Below are 21,118 nucleotides of genomic sequence, written 5' to 3'. Positions count from 1 at the left end.
TGGTATACAATGCTTGCCCATTTTACAGGCTAACAAGATTGTTGAGTGATTATGTTTCTAAGTTCTTTCTTTAAAAAAACAAACCAGTCTATTTTAATCGCTCCTGAACAGGCTAGTGAGTTTGCTAAAAGCGTTGCACAAGATTTCAATCCTATTCATGACGTTGCCGCAAAGCGCTTTTGTGTACCAGGCGATCTGCTTTTCTCTCTGGTATTGAATGAATACGGTCTTAGCCAAAAAATGACGTTTAATTTTGCCGGCATGGTTGGTGAAGGTGTAAAGCTACAGTTTCCCGTTACCGTAGATGAAGATTTCGATATTCACGATGACAAAGAAAAGTGCTATTTAAACGTACATCGCAGCGGTGATGTTAGACATTGTGATGTTCAGATTGAATCATTTATTCGTAAATATGTCGCATTTTCAGGCCTTAACTTTATGCATATTTTGGTGCCGATGATGAAACAGCGCCAAATGATGATCAACCCCGCAAGGCCGCTAGTTATTTATGAAAGCATGTCTTTTGATTTAACCACGCTCGACTTTACCGAAGTTGAGCTCACGTTAGTGAAGGAAGATTTACAGATCCAAGGTAAGCGTGGCGATGTCACATTAACGTTTGAGCTCCACAGTGGTGACACTTTGGTAGGCACCGGAATTAAGACATTGGTGATGAGCGGCCTACGCCCATACGTTGATGACCAAGCACAGCAGATGTTTGATAAATACGAAGAGCGCCGAATCAGCTATAGCGCTTAGAAAAACAGGCCCGTTATCGGGCATAGCATTCAGACCGATTGATCGCACTAGCGATTAGTCGGTTTTTTGTTTTAGGCTGCTGATTAAATCAGCAGCCAATTGATTGCGGGCTTTTTAGTGATTAAAGTGTGAGTTAGCTCACTTGAGGCTAGCGGTGAGATAACGCATTCTATTTAACCCTATTGATCGTGTTTAGATGCGGTTATTAGTGGATCCGTTCGGATGAAGGTAGCAGGAGAGTAGGGATAAATACCACTTCCAATAAATATGTGCTCAATTCAGAGCAACTATTCAATGGAATTGGTATACCTACACCGACGAGGCAACTTAGTTTCGAGCCCTACTTCACTATATTAATGTATAGCGTAGCGCTCAAATTAAGGACTCTTTCAGGTGCCACATTGTGGTGAGGACTGTTACTGGACGAGCCTCTGGAGAGACTGTGAACAGATAAGCGTTGCAAGCTTTATTTGCCACACAGCGCCGAAGGCGAAAGTGCTAACAGAACATTGTTAGCGCGAAACGCTCAGGCAAAAGGACAGAGGAGAGGATGACTGTGTTAGCTATTATCAACCCGATATTAGTCACTGTCGTTTGCTGCTGCGCCTTTTCTGCCTTTTATTGGGTTAGATAAACCGCTCGCTGCGATCAACAGCGGCCAACACCAGCCATTTCTTTTCTCCTCCGATTATTAATAACTTTATACCAAGTTACGCTGTTTAATATTCGAGGAACACCATGAATTACCACGCACTACTAGCCGATATCAACGCCATTGTTTGGGGGCCTGTTACCCTTTGCCTACTGGTCGGAACCGGTCTTTATCTCACGATTAGACTTAAACTTATTCAAGTCTTTAAACTCCCGCTAGCCCTGAGTTTGCTGTTTAAACCCGCTACAGGCAAAGGCGACTTAACCTCTTTTGCTGCGCTTTGTACTGCACTGTCGGCCACCATAGGTACCGGCAACATTGTCGGCGTTGCTACCGCGATTAAAATTGGGGGGCCAGGGGCGCTTTTTTGGATGTGGCTCGCCGCCTTTTTTGGCATGGCGACTAAATACGCCGAGTGTATGTTGGCAGTAAAATATCGTACCACCGACGCCCGTGGCAACATTGCGGGCGGGCCTATGTATTACATTGAACGCGGACTCGGCCTTAAATGGCTGGCGAAAATTTTTGCCGTATTTGGTGTCGGTGTAGCATTCTTTGGGATCGGTACCTTTGCCCAAGTGAATGCCATTAGTGATGCCATGACTATCGCCTTTGATGTCCCGGCGTGGGTAACGGCCATTGTGCTGACCTTAATGGTGGCTGCAGTGACATTAGGCGGGGTTAAGCGCATCGCCAATGTGGCGCAAAAGGTCGTACCGACAATGGCGTTAGGTTATGTGTTTGCTTGCCTGTGGATTTTAGTGATGTTTGCCGATCAAATACTGCCTGCACTGCAACTTGTGCTGCACTCGGCTTTTACCCCAATTTCAGCCGCCGGTGGCTTTTTAGGGGCCACAGTGGCGCAGGCGCTGCAAATAGGTATCGCTCGAGGGGTATTTTCAAATGAATCGGGTTTAGGTAGCGCACCTATAGCGGCGGCCGCCGCTAGAACCAATGAACCTGTTGAGCAGGGCATGGTGAGCATGACGGGGACATTTTTCGATACTATTTTAATCTGTACTATGACTGGGCTGGTGTTAATTATCACCGGAGTGTGGAGTGGCGACACTGCCGGAGCAGCAATGACCAGTGCCGCATTTGCCGCTGGTGGCTCAGCTATTATTGGCCAATACGTGGTGACTATCGCACTGGTTTGTTTTGCCTTTACCACTATTTTGGGCTGGAATTATTATGGTGAACGCTGTTGGTATTACCTCACGGGTCACTATTTGGGTGAAAAAGGCGTGAAACTATATCAGTTGACCTTTTTAAGCTTGATTGCCGTAGGTGCTTTTATTCAGTTAGATCTGATTTGGATGTTAGCGGATACAGTCAACGGCTTGATGGCGATCCCAAACTTGATCGCGTTAATTGGCTTAAGGCATGTGATTATTGCTGAGACGGATAAGTACTTTGCCAAGCGTCGCGCTGCTGTGCTTGACGAACTAAAACACTAGGGGCTAAGCACTCATCATTAATCTGGGTTTTAAGTCACTTCACTGCGCGTTTATGGGGAGTAAAGTGACTTATTATGATGTCTCGTGTTAGTGCCGTGGCGTAACGAGTTAAGCATCATTAATTCTACACCGTTCGCTAAATTGCTTAAATAAGTCCTTTATGCAGCCGCATAACGGAATAAAGTTAGCCAAATACCTGTTCAAGTAGGACTTGGCTATCGACAATATAGCTCAATCCTTATAAATTATCCGGCTTACCCTTTTTTACGTTGTAATGGCGTAAAAATCGCTCATATGAGGAATGTTCATGGCTCAACAAGGCTACTCTTTACTGCGTATTATCATCATTGACAGTTTTTGGAAGGGGCAAGTTAATGAGCTTGATTTAAGCGGCCACACGCAGTTAGAGGGAACCAATGGTGCAGGTAAAACTTCATTAATGCGCTTATTGCCATTATTTTATGGCATGCGGCCAAGTGACATTGTCAGCAAGGTTGATCAGGCACGTAATTTTGTCGATTATTATCTGCCACGTGCTTCAAGTATGTTGATCTATGAGTATCAACGTCCCCATGGGCAAACGTGCATGGTACTCGTGTGTAGCGATGGTCGCGGCGCGCAGTATAAATTTATTGATGCGGCTTATAACAGTGAACACTTTATTGGCGATAATCATCAACGTCGATCAATGAAAGAAATTGAAGGCTTTTATCGGCAGATAGGCTGTGACTCAACCAGCTATCTGGCCGTTGAAAAGTACCGTCAAGTGATCCAAAACCTCCGCAGCGGCCGAAAATTAAAAGATGTACGCCAACTGCAAAATCGCTACAGCTTTTGTGAACAGTCTAGTCCGCATATCGATAAAGTGATTAACGGCACCATCGAAAAGAACCTCGATTTTGAAGCAGTGAAACGTATGCTGGTGGCTATCGCGAGCGACTACCTTGCCCGAGGTACGGCGGAAGAGAAAGAGCAAATAAGCCTCAATAAAGAGGACATCAGCAGTTGGTTGGCTGATATTCAAGCGAGCCGTGCGGTACAAAAAGTAGCGGATAGAATAGGTCTGTGGCAGGGTGAGTTTAATAGCCTAGATAGCCTATTGAACAAGCTTCAGCACCTGCATTTTGAAATACTAGCCCATCAAGTAAGCCTCAATGAACAGCAAGAGACCAGCGCTGAACAGAAAAGGCAGGCACAACAACAACTTTCAACTTTGTTACATGAGCTAGAAACGACCAAGCAAGCATTGAGTAAGCAGGTGTCTAACTTAAAGGCAGATATCGAGGGCGATCAAAGCCGGATTGATCTACTCGATACTGACAAGATGAAGTATGACGGTGATGATGCGGCAAATTATCAACTGCAAGCTGACAGAGCACCGCATATCCAAGATCAGCTTAATGAGATCAATGCGATTATTAATGCCTTTGAAGGTAATATTAATAAGTTGCAGCAAAAATTTGCCGATCTGATCCAAACATTAAAATTTCAACACCTTCAAGATCAAACCAACAATCAAACCAAAGTGACCAGTATTCGTGAGGTTGCCACCCAAAAACTCACTAAAATCATTGATGTTGATCGGTTACAAAATCGCGAACTAGAGCAGCAACTGAATGGGCGCAATATTGCCCTGCAGCTGAAGAAACAGCAGCTAGAAAGTGATCTTAAACTAGAGCAGCAAAAATTATCCCAGGTGCAGCTCAATCAAGTGCAGCTCGCCCCAGAGTTGCAGCAAGATATCGAGCAAAACACGCAAGCGTTAAGTGATGCTAAAGATAAACAAAACAGTTTGTATAAAGCGCATTCTCAAGCGCTGCAGCAATATAACGGTCTAATCAAGCGCCGCGATAATCAGTTAGAGAAATATGCTCAAGAAAAACGTCAGTTAGAGGGGCTCTCGACGGAATATGAGCAGGTACGTGCACAGCTTATTCCTGCTGATGGCTCGTTACAGTATTTTCTTGATAACGAAGCACAAGCAAAAAACTGGAAAGATAACATTGGTCGCTTACTGACAAGCGAGCAGTTAACGCGTTGTGATCTAGCCCCTACATGGGTCGGTGGCGACAGTTTTTATGGTCTTTCTCTCGATCTAGCGCCTTTACAGAGCAATGACTCACTGTTTCTCGATGAGATCCAACTACGAGAAAAGTGTGAAGCCTTGGGGGATAAAATAACTGAGCAGGCTGCTCGAATTGAACAGCTCGATGAGCATATTGGCTTATTAACCAAAGAGATCTCTGTAGCGGAAGCTGATTGCGCAACGGCGACGCAGGATCTGACCAAAAATGAACTCAATTTGCAGCAGCTAAATGTGCAAAAAGAGAATTTTGAGGTTAAAAAAGCCGTGGCGATTAAGGCTTATACCGATGCTGTTAATCAGCAACTTAAAACGCTAGAGTCTGAACAGAAGCGCTTAGTCAAACAGCAACAACAGTATACAGATGATGCTGAAGAACAGCGCCATGAACTGCATAATCAGCTACTTGAAAAACGTATGGTGGTAGAAGGCGATCGTGATAGCCAGCTGGCATTGCTAGTGGAGGAGAGCACAGAGAGTGACGCGAACTATAAGCAACGTTTAAAAGATCTGAAAAAGCAGCAAAACACCGATCTGGCCAAACTTGATCCAGACGGAGAGGTCGATAAACGCACCACAGAGCGCAAGGCGATAGAGCAAGCGTTGAAGCAGTGTGCTGTGTTTGAGCAAAAGGCACATCACTACCAGCACTTTATGAGTGACCGCTATTGTCATCGTGATGGTTTAGTTGAGCAAAATCAGAATCGATTAGTACAGCAGCGGAGTATTGAGACTCAGCTTGAAGATGCTAACGTGCGACTCAATAGTGACATCACAGCGCTACGCAGCGATATTAAAAAACTGAATGATAAAAAAACCTATGCCGAGGAGTTGCTCAATCAATTAGCGGACAGCCAACGTCACTGTGAAAAGCAGGGCATTGAAGCGTTGGAGTCTGCTGGTCAACCGCATAATCAAGCGGATCTTAGTGTGAGTTTTTGCGCCGATTGGCTCAATCAATTTAAAGTGATTGAAAAACGCTTAGGCGAGCAGCTGAATAAGTTTAACGACGGTTTTAAAAAGAAACATGCCAGCAGCGATCTGTACGATAACTGGCAAAAGCTGGTGGCTGAACACGATAACTTTAGTGCCGCAAAAAGTTTGTTTAAATACCGAGAGCCGATCGTCGAGCTGTTAAGCAGTGCTCAGCAAAAGCAAAAAAACACTTACCAGTTGGTGTCGGTTAACGCCACCATGATCAATGAGTTTTATCAGCATGTTGAGAACTTTGCTAGACAAATTAAAACGATAGGTAAGCAGCTGTCGACTAAGGTAACAGGGCTTGCTCATTTTGATGCGTTAGCAGAGATCAGCGTCACCACAGTGATGAAGCAAGAAGAGTTGGAATACTGGGGATCGTTAAAAGAGTTTTCAAAAGCCTATGATCTATGCCGCGATCAATTAAGCGACGGTGTTGGTGAGATCCCTGACGATCTTGTTTATGCGATGCAAAAATTGGCGACGTACTTGCCTAGCGAAGGTTTTGTATTAAACCACTGCAATCTGTTTGATATTGAATTTACCATCACTGAAAAAGGCCAGGTTAAACATGCGCGTAATGCACGTCAGCTCAAAAAAGTGAGCTCGACGGGTCTATCGTATTTGGCGATGTTGTCGTTGTTTGCAGGCTTGCTTGGGATGCTGCGTGGCGAAAGCCAATTTGGCAGTCAGATCATTTTACCAGTGGATGAGCTGGGTGAATTGGCGGCTGAAAATATTGATCTGTTATTGAAAATGTTTAGTGATAATGACATTCACATTTTATCGGCTTCGCCGTCCACCGATCGTCATATTTTATCCTTATACGACAGACACTATAAGTTGAAAGATAATAAAATTTATCATGCTGAAATACCGCAGTCGCGCCTCGATGAACTTTTGGCAAACCGAGCCAGTCAGCAACAAACGGCGACCGCTAAGCAGGAGTTATAATGTTTAAACAGACGATTCAAAAACTGCTCACTGGAGAAGTGATTTGCGAAACCGCTTTTGCTGAAGAGTTTACCTACCTTAAAGTCGACAGTGAGTTTGAACGAGTCAGTGATTTTTTGTCAAATCTCGATCGTAACCTAACTTACCTCGACAGTGCGGATGCCTATTACTGCACCTTTATGCAAGTGGATCAAAGTAATTCTGCCGAGTTGTCAGCGCTGTTTAATGAAATGCGCAGTGTGTTTAGACCGTTAGTTGAATTCTTAGATTTACTGCTGACTGCGACCCAAGCCGATCTGCCCTTGCATGGAAAATCAGTCGTTAATATTAACGCACTATTCGAACCGTTCGAGCAAGATCAAACCTTACGCGATCAACTTAGACGGTTGACCTCGATTAAGCCGTTTAAAACCAATAAAGAAGAAACCAGAGAGCAGCTTGCGACCTTATTTAATAAGCTCGAAGATATGCACTATTTCGTTAGGAAAAACCCCGGTAGTAGTCGTTATTTCGCCACGGCGCGGTTTGATCTTATTTACTGTTTAATTGAGTTTTTAAATGATTCAGAGCAAGTCGAATTGCCGGATGAGCAGACCGAACAACAAGATGAGTTATTGTTCTAATGGCAGGCTTTGATGCAGGACAGGTTGCAGCGCTGCTGAGAAAAATAGGCGCTAACGATGAGCTATTGGCTAACGCTTATGTCTACGGCTCGATAGCGGCAGACAGTCAAGATGGCAAAACCATTTCGACCTTACACAAGGCGGGTCTACTGCGCCCTGATGATGAAGCTGGTGAGTTTAGGGTCACCACAGACTTTAAACGTATGCTTAATCGTTTGATGCGCAAGCAAAGCAGTTATCGTCAGTTAACCGACATGGGCAAGGTGATTGAAGCGCTGGACGAAACGGTGAAAGACTATCAACTGTCGGTACAGGCTAATCATTCTGAAGATGCCGATCTGTTTTTAGAACAACTTGACGATCTGTTATATGAAACCAAAGATGGTTTAAACAATAACCTCGACAATATGCATTACGGTATTGTGAGCCAGTTTGGTTTTGTCAGTAGCCTAGCGAACAAGATAAGACAAAACGAGCGCTACTTGAACCATGCACAGAATCTACTGACCGAGCTGCAACAAATTGATCCAGAAGCTTGTTATGAGTGGATAAACTGGCCGTGTCCAAATGAGTTCGCTCGTAAAATTACCGGTTTTGTCTATTGGTTTAACCAAGTGTTGCCAAGGCTACGTTTCATTATCGACAACATGCGTCTGAGCCTGTTTCGCTTACGTCGTGATGAGAAAAAGGCCAATCAACTGCGCAGCATGGCGCGTTTTTTACGTCAGCACCCTGAGTTTGATCTAAGCGATAATCTGTATGAGCACCCTGAATTGCCTGAGGGCTTAAAATTAGCCCCGGCGATGGCGCTTAAATCTTATGTTGATACGCGTAATACCGCGTTAGAAGCACCGCTTATTCAGTTAGTTCAAGCCTTGCGAAAGCAATCTATGGCTCAGGATATGAAGGAGCGAGAGACTGCAGACATTGAGCTTAAGCCGATAGAGCGAGTGCGCTATCAAAGTGACTTTTTTGATCTGCAAGCTGAATTGCTGTTTGAGCAAGTCATTACGACTAATGCCCCCATCTCCGCCTTAGTATTTTGGCGACAGTCACAGAATGATTGGCAAGAAAATGCTCATAGCATCAAGCCAAAAGCCTGGATTGAATTGGTGTTTAGCTGCTATTGCAAGCTAACCAATGAACAACAAGCCGCGTTTAGCATCAATATGAAAGGGGTCCAACTTGCGGGGACATCCGATAACTTCAGCTACCACGATGTGGTGATCGGCTTAAATTAATCGCTGTGCTCTCTATTGCGGTTGTTCAATTTGTAAGAGTTTGAATTTTATCCATCTGAATAAAGTAGGTCTTCATCAGCATGGATGTAAGGCAAAGCCCCAGGGATGGGGTTACGGCGGCCTTGCCGATGAATGACAGCAGTGCTAAATAAACAACGTTTGAAAATCGCGCTTTGAATATAGGTTATGTATGCAAAAAGGCTTGTTTAACGATACCCAAAAACTGCTGCGTAAATATTCTGCAGGTGACAAGATTCCAAGTAAAGAGTATTTAAAACGCCTAAAGTCGGACTATGATTTTGGTGTGTTTTCAGCTGGCTATTTCACTTACGCCATCGCTGATAAAATACGGCTCATTAATAAAGTTAAACAGCAGTTGGACGCGCATCTTGAGTTTGACCCCTATCCAGAACCACAAAGTCGACATGACAATTCAAAGACCGATAGAAATGAGAAGTTAAATAGCTACCCTGTTAGCCGTGACTTTATTCTCATTAACAGCATCAATGGTTTGAAAATCAACAAACAACTGATAGCTAAATCGCCATTTTCTTCATTGGGACTGTCAATAAAAGCTGACGAAATCGACAGTATTGAACACCCATACATCGTGCTGGTGGAGAACCTGACATTAATGGCTAACTTGGCGCAGCTCATCCTACCAGAGGCTTTAAAAGATGCATTGTGGGTATACCGTGGTGACGTAAAGCCCAGCCAGCAAACCGGAACTGCCTATCAATTTTTTAGGCGTTGGCAACATAACGCCAGCTATAAACTGGTCTGTTTTAGCGATTTAGACCCAAAGGGCATTGAGATCGCTTACACCAGCCAAGCGGATTACTGGTTGTCACCAGCAGATTGTGAGGCGGCGATAGCGATTACAGTAGGGTTAGAAGGAATTGAGCAAGAGTGGCATAACCAAAACGAAGCACGTCTTTATTTGGGCCGTCAACAGCCGTTACCCGCTCAATGTCAGTTGGCTTTATTGTTAATGAATCAGCAACATCTAACACTGAAGCAGGAGCATATGCTAAGTCATCATTTGCCGTTGCAGCTATTTGCGTTGTAGACGAAGGTTGTCTATTAACCGTTATTTGTTGAGATGTTCTTGCGATAACTATCCTCTCCTTGAAGGCTCCTTAAAGACGTTATCATTATTGATTAGCGTTATAGGGCTGTATCGTTCGGCATCACCTCAGTATTAAGCTGCAACATTTGCTAGCGATGTAATCGGCGCTAAAGTGTGCGCCAAGTCGCTGCTCGAGTATAAAATAGACTGGTAATCACTTTATATAAAACTGCCTAACACCACAGGGTAGTGACTTAGTTTGCTTGCTATGGTATTGGTAGTTTTTAGCTCTGCGATCTATGCTGTTTCAGGTGATTTAAACTGCTTTTTTTTGAAAGAAAAATAAGTCAGTGTTGTGTGAATGTTGCCTCTGTAGGTATTTTCTTGGGTTACTTGTATTTTTTGAGGGTTTTTTTTGATTTTATACAGTGCTTTAGTGTAGGTATTCTAATTTGTTATAAGTTTGTTTTGTAAAGTAATTCGGTGTTTTTTATTGAATTTATTGCCAGCATGTTTCACTATCCTAACCACAAATAGGCGACTAGTACTAAGTCGTCATGATTGAAGGCAATAGAAGACATGCGATAAGACATGTCGAATATAAGGCAAGTTAATGACTAAATCACTTTCAACGCGGATCTTTATGGGTCTGTTTACCGGTCTGATCCTCGGATCGATTATTCAATATTCTCTCGCAGATATCAGCTTCTTTACTGGCACTGTTGTCGATATCGCCTCTGGCGCTGGCACCATGTTTGTCAACATGATCATGATGTTAGTTGTACCGCTGGTTTTTGTTTCCATTGTATGTGGGGTTTGCGAGCTTAAAGATCTCAACAGTTTTGGTCGCTTGGGCGGAAAAACCTTTGGCTTCTATATCATCAACACGTTAGTGGCCATTTTTGCGGCTTTGACGGTAGCCTTGTTATTGGCTCCGGGTAAAGGGGTTGATATGTCTAGCAATGGTGGCGTCGATATTGTCGCAACTGAGTTACCAAACTTAGTTCAACTTATCGTCGGCATTGTACCGAGCAATCCAGTCGCCGCCTTTACGTCAGGCAATATGCTGCAAGTTATTTTTATGGCTCTGCTGCTGGGGGGGGTGATTAAGTCGCTTGGCGAGACAGCTAAAAGTGCAGTCAGTGGCTTTCAGGTTGCTAACAACATTATGATGAAGTTGATTAGCGTGGTGATGCAGCTTGCACCAATCGGTGTGTTTGCATTAATGCTTAAACTCGGTGCAACACTTGAAGCTGCCATATTTGGTAGCGTGCTTGAATACCTAGTGGTGATTTTAAGTTTGCTACTCTTCTGGATTTTTGTGGTATACCCATTTGCGGTAAGCATGTTTACGCCTGTATCGGCGAAAGAGTTCCGCAGTAAGACCCGTGAACAGATCCTGTTTTCACTATCAACGGCAAGTTCAAATGCAACAATCCCAGTGACGATGCGCACCCTGACTGAAAAGCTTGGCGTTAATCGTGCAGTTGCCGGATTTGGCGTTCCGCTCGGTGCCACCATGAACATGGGCGGGGTATCGATTTACATCACTATTGCTATTTTCTTTGTCGCAAACGCGTTTGGTGCTCCCATCGGCATGGATCAGCTTCCGGCACTACTGTTTAGCATCTTCTTGCTCTCTGTTGGCGCTGGTGGCGTTCCTGGAGGCGGAATGGTGATGATTGGTGTGCTTATCCATCAGATGGGCTTACCAGTCGAAGCATTTGCTATTGTTGCAGCGCTAGACCGCTTAATCGATATGGTACTGACCTCATGTAACGTGGTTGGTGATACCGCAGTGCTGACCATTGTTGATGAGACAGAAAAGCGTGCTGAAGCTAAATTAGCGACAGTTTAACGCTGAAGGTTATTACATTTGAAATGTCAGCTATTTAGCTGGCATTTTTTTGGCTAAATTTTTACTTTTTTTTAAAACTATTTTAGTTCAGTGGCTCTAACATCAATATAAATGTTGCCAATGTACCTCTTCCATAACTCATCGAAACCGATTCTAACCCAAGATGTAGAGGGGGATTTTAGTGAAGCTCTTGCCCCATATTTTTATCTTGTTCTGGGTCACAGCCTTCGCTAGATACAAACGTCGATGCTGAGCTTTGTCCACGCATTTGGCAGTGAATACCATTTAAATTAACAATCAATAAACTATCATCTTTGTAGTAGGCATAAGGAGTGCTAATGGTAAGAGTTGTTTTAACCATTAAATCTTGGTGTTTCCTGTTGAAGCATTTGCTATAACAGCAGTGTTAGATCGCTTAATCGATATGGTCCTTAACTCATGTCACATGGTTGGCGATACCGCAGTGCTGACCATTATTGATGAGACAGAAAAGTGCACTGAAGCGACATTAGCGATGGTTTAATACTAAAGGTTATTACATTTGAAATGTCAGTAATTAGCTGGCATTTTCTAGGGTGGTATTTTGACACTGATTGAAAAAGGCTTTTAGTTCAGCGGCTTCTGAATCAATATAAAATGTTGCCAACGAACTCCTTCCTGAGCTCATGGAAACAGCTTCTAACCCTAGATGTAGAGGGTTATTTGACTGGAACTCTTTACGCAGCATTTTACTTTTCTCTGGCTCACAGCCTTCGGTAGATACAAACGTAGAGGCTGAGCTTTGTCCACGCATTTGGCAGTGAATACCATTTAAATTAACAATCAATAAACTGTCATCTGCGTAGTAAGCATAAGGAGTGCTGGTGGTGAGAATTGTTTTAATCGTGGTATCGATAGCAGTGCAGCTAAGAAGTAGAGTGTTACTTTCTTGTGAAACAAGCAGAGACGAATTTGACGCAGATGAGCTAATCATTAAATTGCTATAGGGTTCAGCTTGCGTCATAAAGCTTGGTATAGCGATTAAGATATAAACTAATATATGGAGAGGTTTCACTATTCATCCTTGATTTTTAAAGTGCCCATCCTATGAGCGTGTTCTAATCCGCCGCATATTACCACAGCAGAAATAAATTTGAATAGTTAAGCGATAGAAACCGCTAGTTTTATAAAAAATGTTGGTGAATCATGCCATTTGTATTTCATCTAGCTTGAAGATATAGGAAGTCGTGATTAAAAGCGGTTTAAACTTTTCATTGAAAGTTGTTGACAGTTTTTTCGTAATTCGAGCATCGCTTTGTCAAGTTGATGAATGTTAAAACTCGCATTACTGCTGATACCTGAGCTTAGTGATATAGCTTCGAGGTTAAGTACGCCATCTACAGAGCTATTGATTTCATCAAGTATCGTATGCAAGGGTTCATTATCACAGTCAAAACAGGATTTAAACATTGAATCTGAACCTTCACCACTCAACTGTCGTCTTAAACCATTGAGTTCGAGTATTAGAATACTTGGATCGTCATGGTAAGCATAGAAACTCTGAGTATCTAAGATTGTTTGTATCTCTGTATTATTTGTATCACATTGAAATAATAATACATTACCGTTTTGTACCGTTTGAAGATGGTGTGATTGGATATCACTTTCTAAAACGAAATCGCCAAAGAATGCTGCATTTGCGGGAACCACGATAAACAAGCTAAGTAAAAGCATAAACGTTTTCAAAATGATGTCCTATTAGGTAAATATATATTGCAAGGAGAACTCAGAATTTCGGCTAAATACGATACGGCGCAACTGTATCAGTTGTTATAGATGTTATCTAGCTGTTGGTGTCACAATAATGGCGTTAGTCGTATTTTTGACGAAATAAAGTGAGTATCTTATTGGTAGCTCTTTAAATTATGACTAATTCAAATGAAAGTTGGCTTATCGTTGTAATTTAGAAGCTGTTTGTTGTTGTGTTGTTAATTCTCGTTGTTGAGTGAAGCACTAGAGTTAATGTGCAGTTAGCCTCGTAGAACTCGAAATATTTAAAGTAATCGGAAGTGATTTTACGATTGGTTATGTGTTTTCAAAAGATAATTACGGTTGATTTAATCATCGGGGTAATGTTGAGAAGTTTGAGTTATAGCAGAGTGTTCGGATCTATACGGATTGATATTGAACCTGATTAGAGACAGATTTTACTATGCTGACAAGGCGGAGAGCTCTCTACCTAAGTAGAGAGCATTAGCTATAAATGTTCAATAATAGTGAAGTCTATTTATCTTGCTTAAGTCGTCGACTTAACGCGCTTTGGCTAATGCCGAGCATTCTTGCTGCTGCAGTTTGGCTATTGGCTGTGCGGCTCATGGCTTCATTTATCAGTGCGTCGCCCATCTGCGCTAATGTCGGCAGCTCTTTTGGAAAAACCAACTGGCATTTATCATCGGGAGCGGCTTTATTGAGATTTATGGCTTCCATAAAGGGGGTAATGTTGAGTTGAATACCATCGCTTCTGCTGACCGCATCAAACACCATTCCCTTAAGTTCGTGTAAGTTTCCAGGAAACTCATACTCGGCTAATTGTGCGGCAAGGCTGCTGGGTTGTTGTGGTCTAGACAAGTTCATCTCATCCGCTGCCAGGGTGATGAAGTGATTAATCAACATGAATAGGTCGAGCCGACGTTGCCTTAATGGTGGCAGCTTTATGGTGTGAGATCGTAACCGGTATAGGAGATCGTTTCGAAACTTGCCGGCTTTGCTTAGTGCGAGCAGATCATGCTGTGTCGAGGTGATGATTTTACACAGTACGGGATAGGCTTTATCACTGCCAATTGGATAGTATTGTTTATGCTCAATCACATCGACCAGCTTTGCTTGTGCTTCTATCGGTAAATCACCAATCTCATTCAAATACAGTAAGCCTGATTGCACTTGATGTAATACACCCGCTTGCGCGCTGACTTGGCCATTTTCGAGGGTCTTGATCTGCCCAAATAGCTGCAGTTCAAACGCAGAGGTGCTTATTCCTACAAGGTTCACATTAACAAATGGCGCGTCAGGGCAACAAAGTAGATGGCCTGATTTGGCGAATTCATCCTTGCCGGTGCCGCTTTCTCCTTGGATCAAGATTGGCTCTGGGCTGGGTGCAACGGCTTCAAAGTAACGGAACTGGTCGATCAAGGAGGGCTCGCAAGTCAGAATATTATTGAACGCTTCGGGCTGACTTAAGGTTTTACTTAGAAAGCTCTCTTTTATTCTTAAATAGTTGCGTTCCAGACCGACAACCTCTAAGGCACGACGAACGGTTCTGGCCAGATCATTAACATTGTCGGTTTTAATAAAATAATCGTACGCGCCATGTTTAATGCAGCGGACTGCGGTATCGACTTCATTAACGCCAGTGACAATGATGACCCGTGTATTAGGGAACGCATTGCGGATCATATCCAACAGTTCTTCACCGGAGTGAAATGGCATCGTCAGATCCAGTAACACCAAAGCGTAGTCACTCACCTCAAGACGGTTCATCACTTGTCTGCTGTCAACACAGGTATCAATTTTTGCTTCGGGCACTAACCGATTGAGCGTAATTGATAAGGTGCGCAACCAAGATGCTTCATCGTCGACAAGTAGGATATTTCTGGCAAGTTTCACGTTTGAGACTCCAATGGAAAACGAAGGGTAATGACCGTACCTTGGCCAATACGTGATTCAATCTGCATATCGGCTTTATGTTCTTTAATAATGCGGCTGCAAACGGATAAACCTAGACCACTGCCACCATTGGAGCGTCTGGTGGTGAAAAATGGCTCGGTGATCCGTTGCAGTGTCGCTCTGTCCATTCCTTGGCCTTTATCTATCACGGTTAGGCAAGCAAATTGCTCCTCTACGCTGGTCTTTATCAAGATATGCTGGTCATGTTCATAAGTCTCGGCATCAAGTTCAATGGCATGGCAGGCATTTTGAATCAAATTGATCAGCACTTGGTTGAGTTGCTGTGCATCACCTTTAATGATTGGGCTTGGATTGTGCAGTTCAGTGGCGACATTCAAGAGTTTTATTTGGTTAGCGGTTAAGCGTAAAGATACCAGCACCACTTCATTAAGTGCGATAGCTTGATATGCATCGGTGAGCGTTGGCAAAGCGTAACGCTTTAAGTCACTTACGATGCGGCTAATTCGTCCGGCGCCTTCAAGGATCGACTGACTACTCAAACTGAGTTCTGCCATGGCGGATGTAGGTTCTAGGCCGGCAATATTCCAAAATGGATTTTGTTTTTGATAGCTATCAGCGGCGCTTGAAAGGTCGGTAAGGGCATCATTAATAAACGCAATGGAGTGGACGATAATACCGGTGGGATTATTAATTTCATGCGCGATACCCGCAGATAGCTCGCCTAGTGAGGCCAGCCTACTGGCTTCGTTATTGGCTTGGCGCAGCCGCTGCTGTTCTGTCGTTTCTTCAAGCAAGATAACCGCTTGATTATCACCGATAGGATGCAGCTGTAACTGCCAATACTGATTTTCAATCATCATATCTGCAATGGTCGATTTATCCGTATCGAGTGCTTCAATCAAGGTTGGGTAAAGTGTAAAAGGTTGACCATCTTCATAGTGAAACAGAGGATTACTCAGCAGCTGGTTATTGTCGTTGCTCCATAAGCACTCACCCTCTCGATTAAATAGAGTGACCCCATGAGGAATACCATCTAACACCGATTGGAACTGTTTAGAGAGATTAGATATAGCCGTTTCTGCTTTTTTTCGCTGTGCTAACTCAAGGTTTAGCGCTGTGGTGCGTCTGCGTAAGTTCAGACTGATGTAACCCGTCAGTAACATGCCTATCGCAGAGATAAGGCTGACGAAAATAGCCAACGACAGTATTTTTTGTTGGGCAGAGTTAAGATCCACTTTCTCACGACCAGTACCAAACCACTTATTGACGAGACGGTCATATTCTCCTGACAGTTTTAGCTGCCTTAATGCATCATTAATTTTATCCATTAACACGGCATTTTTATGGTTGCTTATAAAATTAAACGCGCCGTAAATGAGTGGGTCGCTAGAACTTCGAATTGAGGGATATAAAGGCATTAATCGTCTTGCGACAAAGTTTTCGGCAATCACCACATCGACTTTGCCTTTTATTAATAGCTGAAAACCCGTTTCATAAAGATCGACATCGACTCTTTTAAAATTTTGCAGTTTTCCTGATATGTACACATCGACACAAGCGCCTTTTTTGATGGCGACACGTTTCCCTTTTAGGTCGTTCCAGCCGTCAATAAATGACTTTCCTTGCAGGGTGTAGGCTTTTGCATGGGTGGCATAAATGGGATCTGATTGGCTGAGATCGCGATCGATCGTCACCGGACTCACCACGGCAATCACATCAATCAATGATTCAGGATTGTGTACATCGGCAAGTAATTGCTGAAATGTCTTACGTCTAACGACGATGCGCTTGCCTATTAGTTGACCAATCCTATCCATCAATTCCAGGTTAAAGCCTTGTTCGACGCCATTATTACGCCACTCTAGCGGAGCTGTTTTTGAGTGAACTCCAAAGACAATACTTTGCTTTTCATGGGGGGCTGCGGCCTGTGCAATGAGAGGGAGAGTCAAAAGACTGAGAGTGCAGAATAAGTTAACTAATATTTTCATAAGCCAATTTTAGCATGCGCTTATAGAGCATAACTGTGCTGAGATTCTCGCTTTAACTACCTATTTACATATCGTTTGGCTATACATCACCTTAGGTGTTCAGCTTTATGCACTCTATTTAGCTACGCAGAGGTTTCTATTGTCTATCATTAACTAAAATAGTTGGGTGCTGTCGGCATTGATGTGTGAGCGGGATAACATAGAGTTATGCATTTTTGCATAACTGACCATGCAGTTATGCATCTTTGCATGAGGTGATTTACAGGCTGTGATCAAGTGTTCAGTTTAGCGTTGTTATCACGGGATTCAGTTGAGCAACGCCTGTATCAGCCGCAATATAGTGATGAATTTAAAAATTAACGACAACACTTTTGATTGTCGAAATTATAGTGATGACTTTTGTTCGCTGCGATGCAGTTGGGTAAAGGTGAGGATTTGAGATGAAAAACTTTAAAAAAGCAGTGTGTATTGCCACACTTCTCGGCTCAACAGGCTTTATGGCAAGTGCGATTGCCGCTGACAACTTGGCAGAATTCCACGGTGAAAACCAAGAGTGTGATAGCTGCCACATGCCAGATGGTGAACTATCAAACGATAGCTTAACTTTCGAGAACGCTCAGTGCGTATCTTGTCACGGCACGCTAGAAGAAGTCGCTGAAGAAACCAAACATGAGCACTACAATGCCCATGACTCTCATTTCCCAGGCGAAGTGGCTTGTACCTCTTGTCACAGCGCTCACGAAAAATCGATGGTCTACTGTGATTCTTGCCATAGCTTCGATTTTGATATGCCGTATACAAAGAAATGGGAACGTAATGAACCTAGCATCAAAGAGTTGTTGAAAGACAAGTCTGAGCGTCAAGCAGCACTCGCTGCAGCGCCGCGTGATACTGTAGATGTTGTTATTGTTGGTTCTGGTGGTGCTGGTTTCTCTGCTGCAGTCTCTGCGGTTGATAACGGCGCTAAAGTTATCCTTATTGAAAAAGAGCCAGTCATCGGTGGTAACGCTAAGTTAGCCGCAGGTGGTATGAACGCCGCTTGGACTGATCAGCAAAAAGCCAAAGGCATTAAAGATAGCGTTGAGTTGATGGTTAAAGACACCATGAAAGGTGGCCGTAACTTAAACAATCCAGCACTGGTTGATGTACTTGCATCTCACTCTAAAGATTCAGTTAACTGGTTGACTGGCATGGGGGCTGATTTAGATGACGTTGGCCGCATGGGTGGCGCATCAGTTAACCGTTCTCACCGTCCAACGGGTGGCGCTGGTGTAGGTGCTCACGTTGTTCAAGTGCTTTACGATAATGCTGTTAAGCGCGATATTGATATGCGCATGAACACTCGCGGTATTGAAATCCTAAAAGACGATGAAGGCAATGTTAAAGGCCTACTCGTTAAAGGCATGTATAAAGGCTACTACTGGATCAAAGCAGATGCTGTTGTATTAGCAACTGGTGGTTTCGCTAAGAACAACGAGCGTGTAGCAAAACTTGATCCTAAGTTAAAAGGCTTTATTTCAACTAACCAACCAGGTGCTACTGGTGACGGTATCGATGTTGCGGAAAATGCAGGTGCAGCTACGGTTGACCTTCAGTACATCCAAGCTCACCCAACACTTTCTGTTAAAGGTGGTGTGATGGTGACTGAAGCTGTACGTGGTAACGGTGCAATCTTGGTTAACCGCGAAGGTAAGCGCTTCGTCAACGAAATCACTACACGTGATAAGGCTTCAGCAGCTATCTTGAACCAAACTGGTAAGTCTGCGTTCCTAATCTTTGATGACTCAGTCCGTAAGTCACTAAGCAAGATTGATAAGTATATCGGTCTAGGTGTTGTACCAAGTGCTGATTCGCTAGTTAAGCTTGGCAAGTTAGAGAACATCGATGGAAAAGCACTGACTGAAACTGTCGCTCGTTACAACACCCTTGTGACTAGTGGTAAAGATACTGACTTTGCACGTCCAAACCTACCTCGTGCATTGAACGAAGGTAACTACTACGCAATTGAAGTGACTCCTGGTGTTCACCACACTATGGGCGGCGTGATGATTGATTCTAAGTCTGAAATTATGGACGCTAAGAAGCAAGTTATCCCTGGTCTATACGGCGCTGGTGAAGTGACTGGTGGTGTTCATGGTGCTAACCGCCTAGGTGGTAACGCAATCTCTGACATCGTCACCTTCGGTAGAATGGCTGGTGAGAACGCAGCGATTTACTCTAAGAAAAACTAACTTTTAGTTACTCTTAATATGAAGCCTTCATCTGTATAGATGAGGGCTTTTTTGTATGTGCAACTTTTGTCATAAGTTGCTTAAGGGGTTAGAGATATCAAGCTGCGCTTAATAAAAGTCGCGAGCTTCCAGCTCACACTCGGCCAAAAGGGGATCAACAGCAATCCCCTCTTGGATCGCCCGTGCCGCCCCGACGAAGTTACATGCATTAGATACGGGCCTCATACTCCAATAAAAATCGCCTAACGGCTCAGATGGTACATCCATGTACCCCCGAGCCTGAACCATCATCTGATAGGCAGGATGCCTGAATGTCTTGAAGTGCATGGATGCGCGGGAAAGACCATGATGGTTCCACGGCATTTTCATCTGCGTACTTCGGCAACTTCGATGGGGAATAGGTGTTTTCTGTTATTTTTGTGGGACGGTGACTTTTGTATTCTTAAATTGAAAACCTAAATACCGAATGATTGTGCTTTTATAACTCGGTGTAGAAGCGACTGAGGCCTTCGGAAACAAGGCACATTATGTTACCGACATAATTTGGCATTCCCCCCATTCCTGGAGGTCAGATATTTTGGTTGAGCCCACATGGACCCTCTCTTTATAAAGAGCTGCGGCGAGTCTCAGCAGCGTCTGCACATGGCCGACCGCAGGTTATTGGATGAGGACAAATTATCAATATGCAGAATTTAGCTTTGTCCAAATTAAAGCCACAAAAAAAGCGCAATCCCCAAAAGGAACTGCGCTTTTTCATTTAGAGTTGCTGCTAGAAGCTGCTAATGCTCAAGCCTAGAACCTTCTTTAATCTTTACCGTCTCAGATTTTCCGGCCGTTCCGTCTTAACTTGTGCCGTCTTAGCTCTTCCTAGCAGCTAGCACCTTCTTTAATCTTTTCCGTCTCAGATTTTCCGGCCATTCCATCTTAGCCTGTACCGTCTTTGCTCTTCCTCGGTTCTAGAACCTTATATTGTCGGCTCTTCGCTGTAATCTTGAGTGTGATATTCAAGACAAACGTCAACTTCGTTGGCTGAGCCTAAGATCACGGCAACACGCTGATGGATCGCTGTAGGCTGAATATCCATGATGGTTTCATAACCGGTAGAAGCCTTACCGCCTGCTTGTTCAACAAGAAAAGACATTGGATTCGCTTCGTACATCAAGCGCAATTTAAACGGCTTGTCAGGGTTCTTGTTGTCTGTTGGGTAAGTAAAAATTCCGCCGCGACAAAGCACGCGGTGAACATCGCCGACCATGGCGGCAATCCAGCGCATGTTAAAGGCTTTTTCACGCGGTCCAATTGTCCCTAATAGCAGATCGCTGATATAGGTCTGCATTGGCGCTTCCCAGAAACGCTGGTTAGACATATTAATAGCAAACTCAGCCGTGTCTTTGCTGATGCTCATCGCTGGATCAGTTAACAGGTACTCGTTAGTGTCTGGGTTTAGGGTAAACAACTGCACCCCTTTACCCGTCGTCAGTGCCAACATGGTTGATGGGCCGTAAAGCACATATCCGGCAGCAACTTGATTGCGGCCTGCTTGTAAAAAGCTCTTTTCTGAA

The 21,118-nt window shown here is 43.7% G+C and carries 15 protein-coding genes and 1 riboswitch; of the genes, 9 read left to right on the top strand and 6 right to left on the bottom strand.

What is annotated here, in order from left to right:
* Window positions 1–51: 51 nt before the first annotated feature.
* From CXF82_RS17025 to CXF82_RS16995, 7 genes are all read left to right on the top strand, one after another.
* A complete protein-coding gene (locus tag CXF82_RS17025) occupies window positions 52–759 on the top strand; it encodes a DUF3581 domain-containing protein (protein ID WP_101091613.1) in 708 nt (235 codons plus the stop codon).
* Between the two features lie 421 nt (window positions 760–1,180).
* Window positions 1,181–1,311, top strand: a riboswitch (glycine riboswitch).
* Window positions 1,312–1,497: 186 nt separating this feature from the next.
* Entirely contained in the window at window positions 1,498–2,868 is a 1,371-nt protein-coding gene (locus CXF82_RS17020) for an alanine/glycine:cation symporter family protein (protein ID WP_102039295.1), read from the top strand.
* 307 nt (window positions 2,869–3,175) lie between these two features.
* Window positions 3,176–6,883 (top strand): ATP-binding protein, encoded by a 3,708-nt coding sequence (locus tag CXF82_RS17015; protein WP_102044630.1) that lies wholly within the window; start codon window positions 3,176–3,178, stop codon window positions 6,881–6,883.
* Complete coding sequence (locus CXF82_RS17010) at window positions 6,883–7,506, top strand: hypothetical protein (protein ID WP_101091610.1); 624 nt, start codon at window positions 6,883–6,885, stop codon at window positions 7,504–7,506. Before CXF82_RS17015 ends, CXF82_RS17010 begins: the two co-directional genes overlap by 1 nt.
* Window positions 7,506–8,747, top strand: coding sequence for a hypothetical protein (locus tag CXF82_RS17005; RefSeq protein WP_101091609.1), 1,242 nt, complete (start codon window positions 7,506–7,508; stop codon window positions 8,745–8,747). Before CXF82_RS17010 ends, CXF82_RS17005 begins: the two co-directional genes overlap by 1 nt.
* 190 nt (window positions 8,748–8,937) lie before the next feature.
* Window positions 8,938–9,816, top strand: a complete 879-nt coding sequence (locus CXF82_RS17000) for a DUF7281 domain-containing protein (protein WP_101091608.1) — start codon at window positions 8,938–8,940, stop codon at window positions 9,814–9,816.
* A gap of 613 nt (window positions 9,817–10,429) precedes the next feature.
* Window positions 10,430–11,674 (top strand): dicarboxylate/amino acid:cation symporter, encoded by a 1,245-nt coding sequence (locus CXF82_RS16995; protein ID WP_101091607.1) that lies wholly within the window; start codon window positions 10,430–10,432, stop codon window positions 11,672–11,674.
* A 178-nt stretch (window positions 11,675–11,852) separates the two neighbouring features.
* Here CXF82_RS16995 and CXF82_RS16990 read toward each other — a convergent pair whose 3' ends face one another.
* Window positions 11,853–12,035, bottom strand: a complete 183-nt coding sequence (locus CXF82_RS16990) for a hypothetical protein (RefSeq protein WP_102044629.1) — start codon at window positions 12,033–12,035, stop codon at window positions 11,853–11,855.
* A 9-nt stretch (window positions 12,036–12,044) separates the two neighbouring features.
* Between CXF82_RS16990 and CXF82_RS16985 the strand changes: the two genes are divergently transcribed.
* Window positions 12,045–12,197 (top strand): hypothetical protein, encoded by a 153-nt coding sequence (locus tag CXF82_RS16985; RefSeq protein WP_374702376.1) that lies wholly within the window; start codon window positions 12,045–12,047, stop codon window positions 12,195–12,197.
* A 33-nt stretch (window positions 12,198–12,230) separates the two neighbouring features.
* Here the strand turns inward: CXF82_RS16985 and CXF82_RS16980 are convergent, their stop codons facing one another.
* The 4 genes from CXF82_RS16980 to CXF82_RS16965 form a co-directional block, all read right to left on the bottom strand.
* Window positions 12,231–12,728 (bottom strand): hypothetical protein, encoded by a 498-nt coding sequence (locus CXF82_RS16980; protein WP_102044628.1) that lies wholly within the window; start codon window positions 12,726–12,728, stop codon window positions 12,231–12,233.
* Between the two features lie 176 nt (window positions 12,729–12,904).
* Window positions 12,905–13,399, bottom strand: coding sequence for a hypothetical protein (locus tag CXF82_RS16975; protein WP_101091604.1), 495 nt, complete (start codon window positions 13,397–13,399; stop codon window positions 12,905–12,907).
* A 537-nt stretch (window positions 13,400–13,936) separates the two neighbouring features.
* Window positions 13,937–15,316 carry a sigma-54-dependent transcriptional regulator gene (locus CXF82_RS16970; protein ID WP_101091603.1) on the bottom strand — a complete coding sequence of 460 codons (1,380 nt, stop codon included), beginning with the start codon at window positions 15,314–15,316 and terminating at the stop codon, window positions 13,937–13,939.
* Entirely contained in the window at window positions 15,313–17,325 is a 2,013-nt protein-coding gene (locus tag CXF82_RS16965; RefSeq protein ID WP_101091602.1) for an ATP-binding protein, read from the bottom strand. The genes CXF82_RS16970 and CXF82_RS16965 overlap by 4 nt, the downstream gene beginning before the upstream one ends.
* A gap of 440 nt (window positions 17,326–17,765) precedes the next feature.
* Here CXF82_RS16965 and CXF82_RS16960 point away from each other — a divergent pair, with 440 nt between their 5' ends.
* The gene (locus tag CXF82_RS16960) at window positions 17,766–19,556 is read left to right on the top strand and encodes a flavocytochrome c (protein WP_102044627.1); all 1,791 of its coding nucleotides are present in this window, start codon (window positions 17,766–17,768) and stop codon (window positions 19,554–19,556) included.
* Between the two features lie 964 nt (window positions 19,557–20,520).
* Here CXF82_RS16960 and CXF82_RS16955 read toward each other — a convergent pair.
* On the bottom strand, window positions 20,521–21,118 hold a 598-nt coding region (locus CXF82_RS16955), incomplete at its 5' end, for a class 1 fructose-bisphosphatase (RefSeq protein WP_102044626.1).

The sequence above is a fragment of the Shewanella sp. GutDb-MelDb genome, assembly GCF_002836075.1.
Classification (GTDB): domain Bacteria; phylum Pseudomonadota; class Gammaproteobacteria; order Enterobacterales; family Shewanellaceae; genus Shewanella.
The sequence above is the reverse complement of the archived record's forward strand: the minus strand, read 5'-3'. Positions and strand labels throughout refer to the sequence as shown.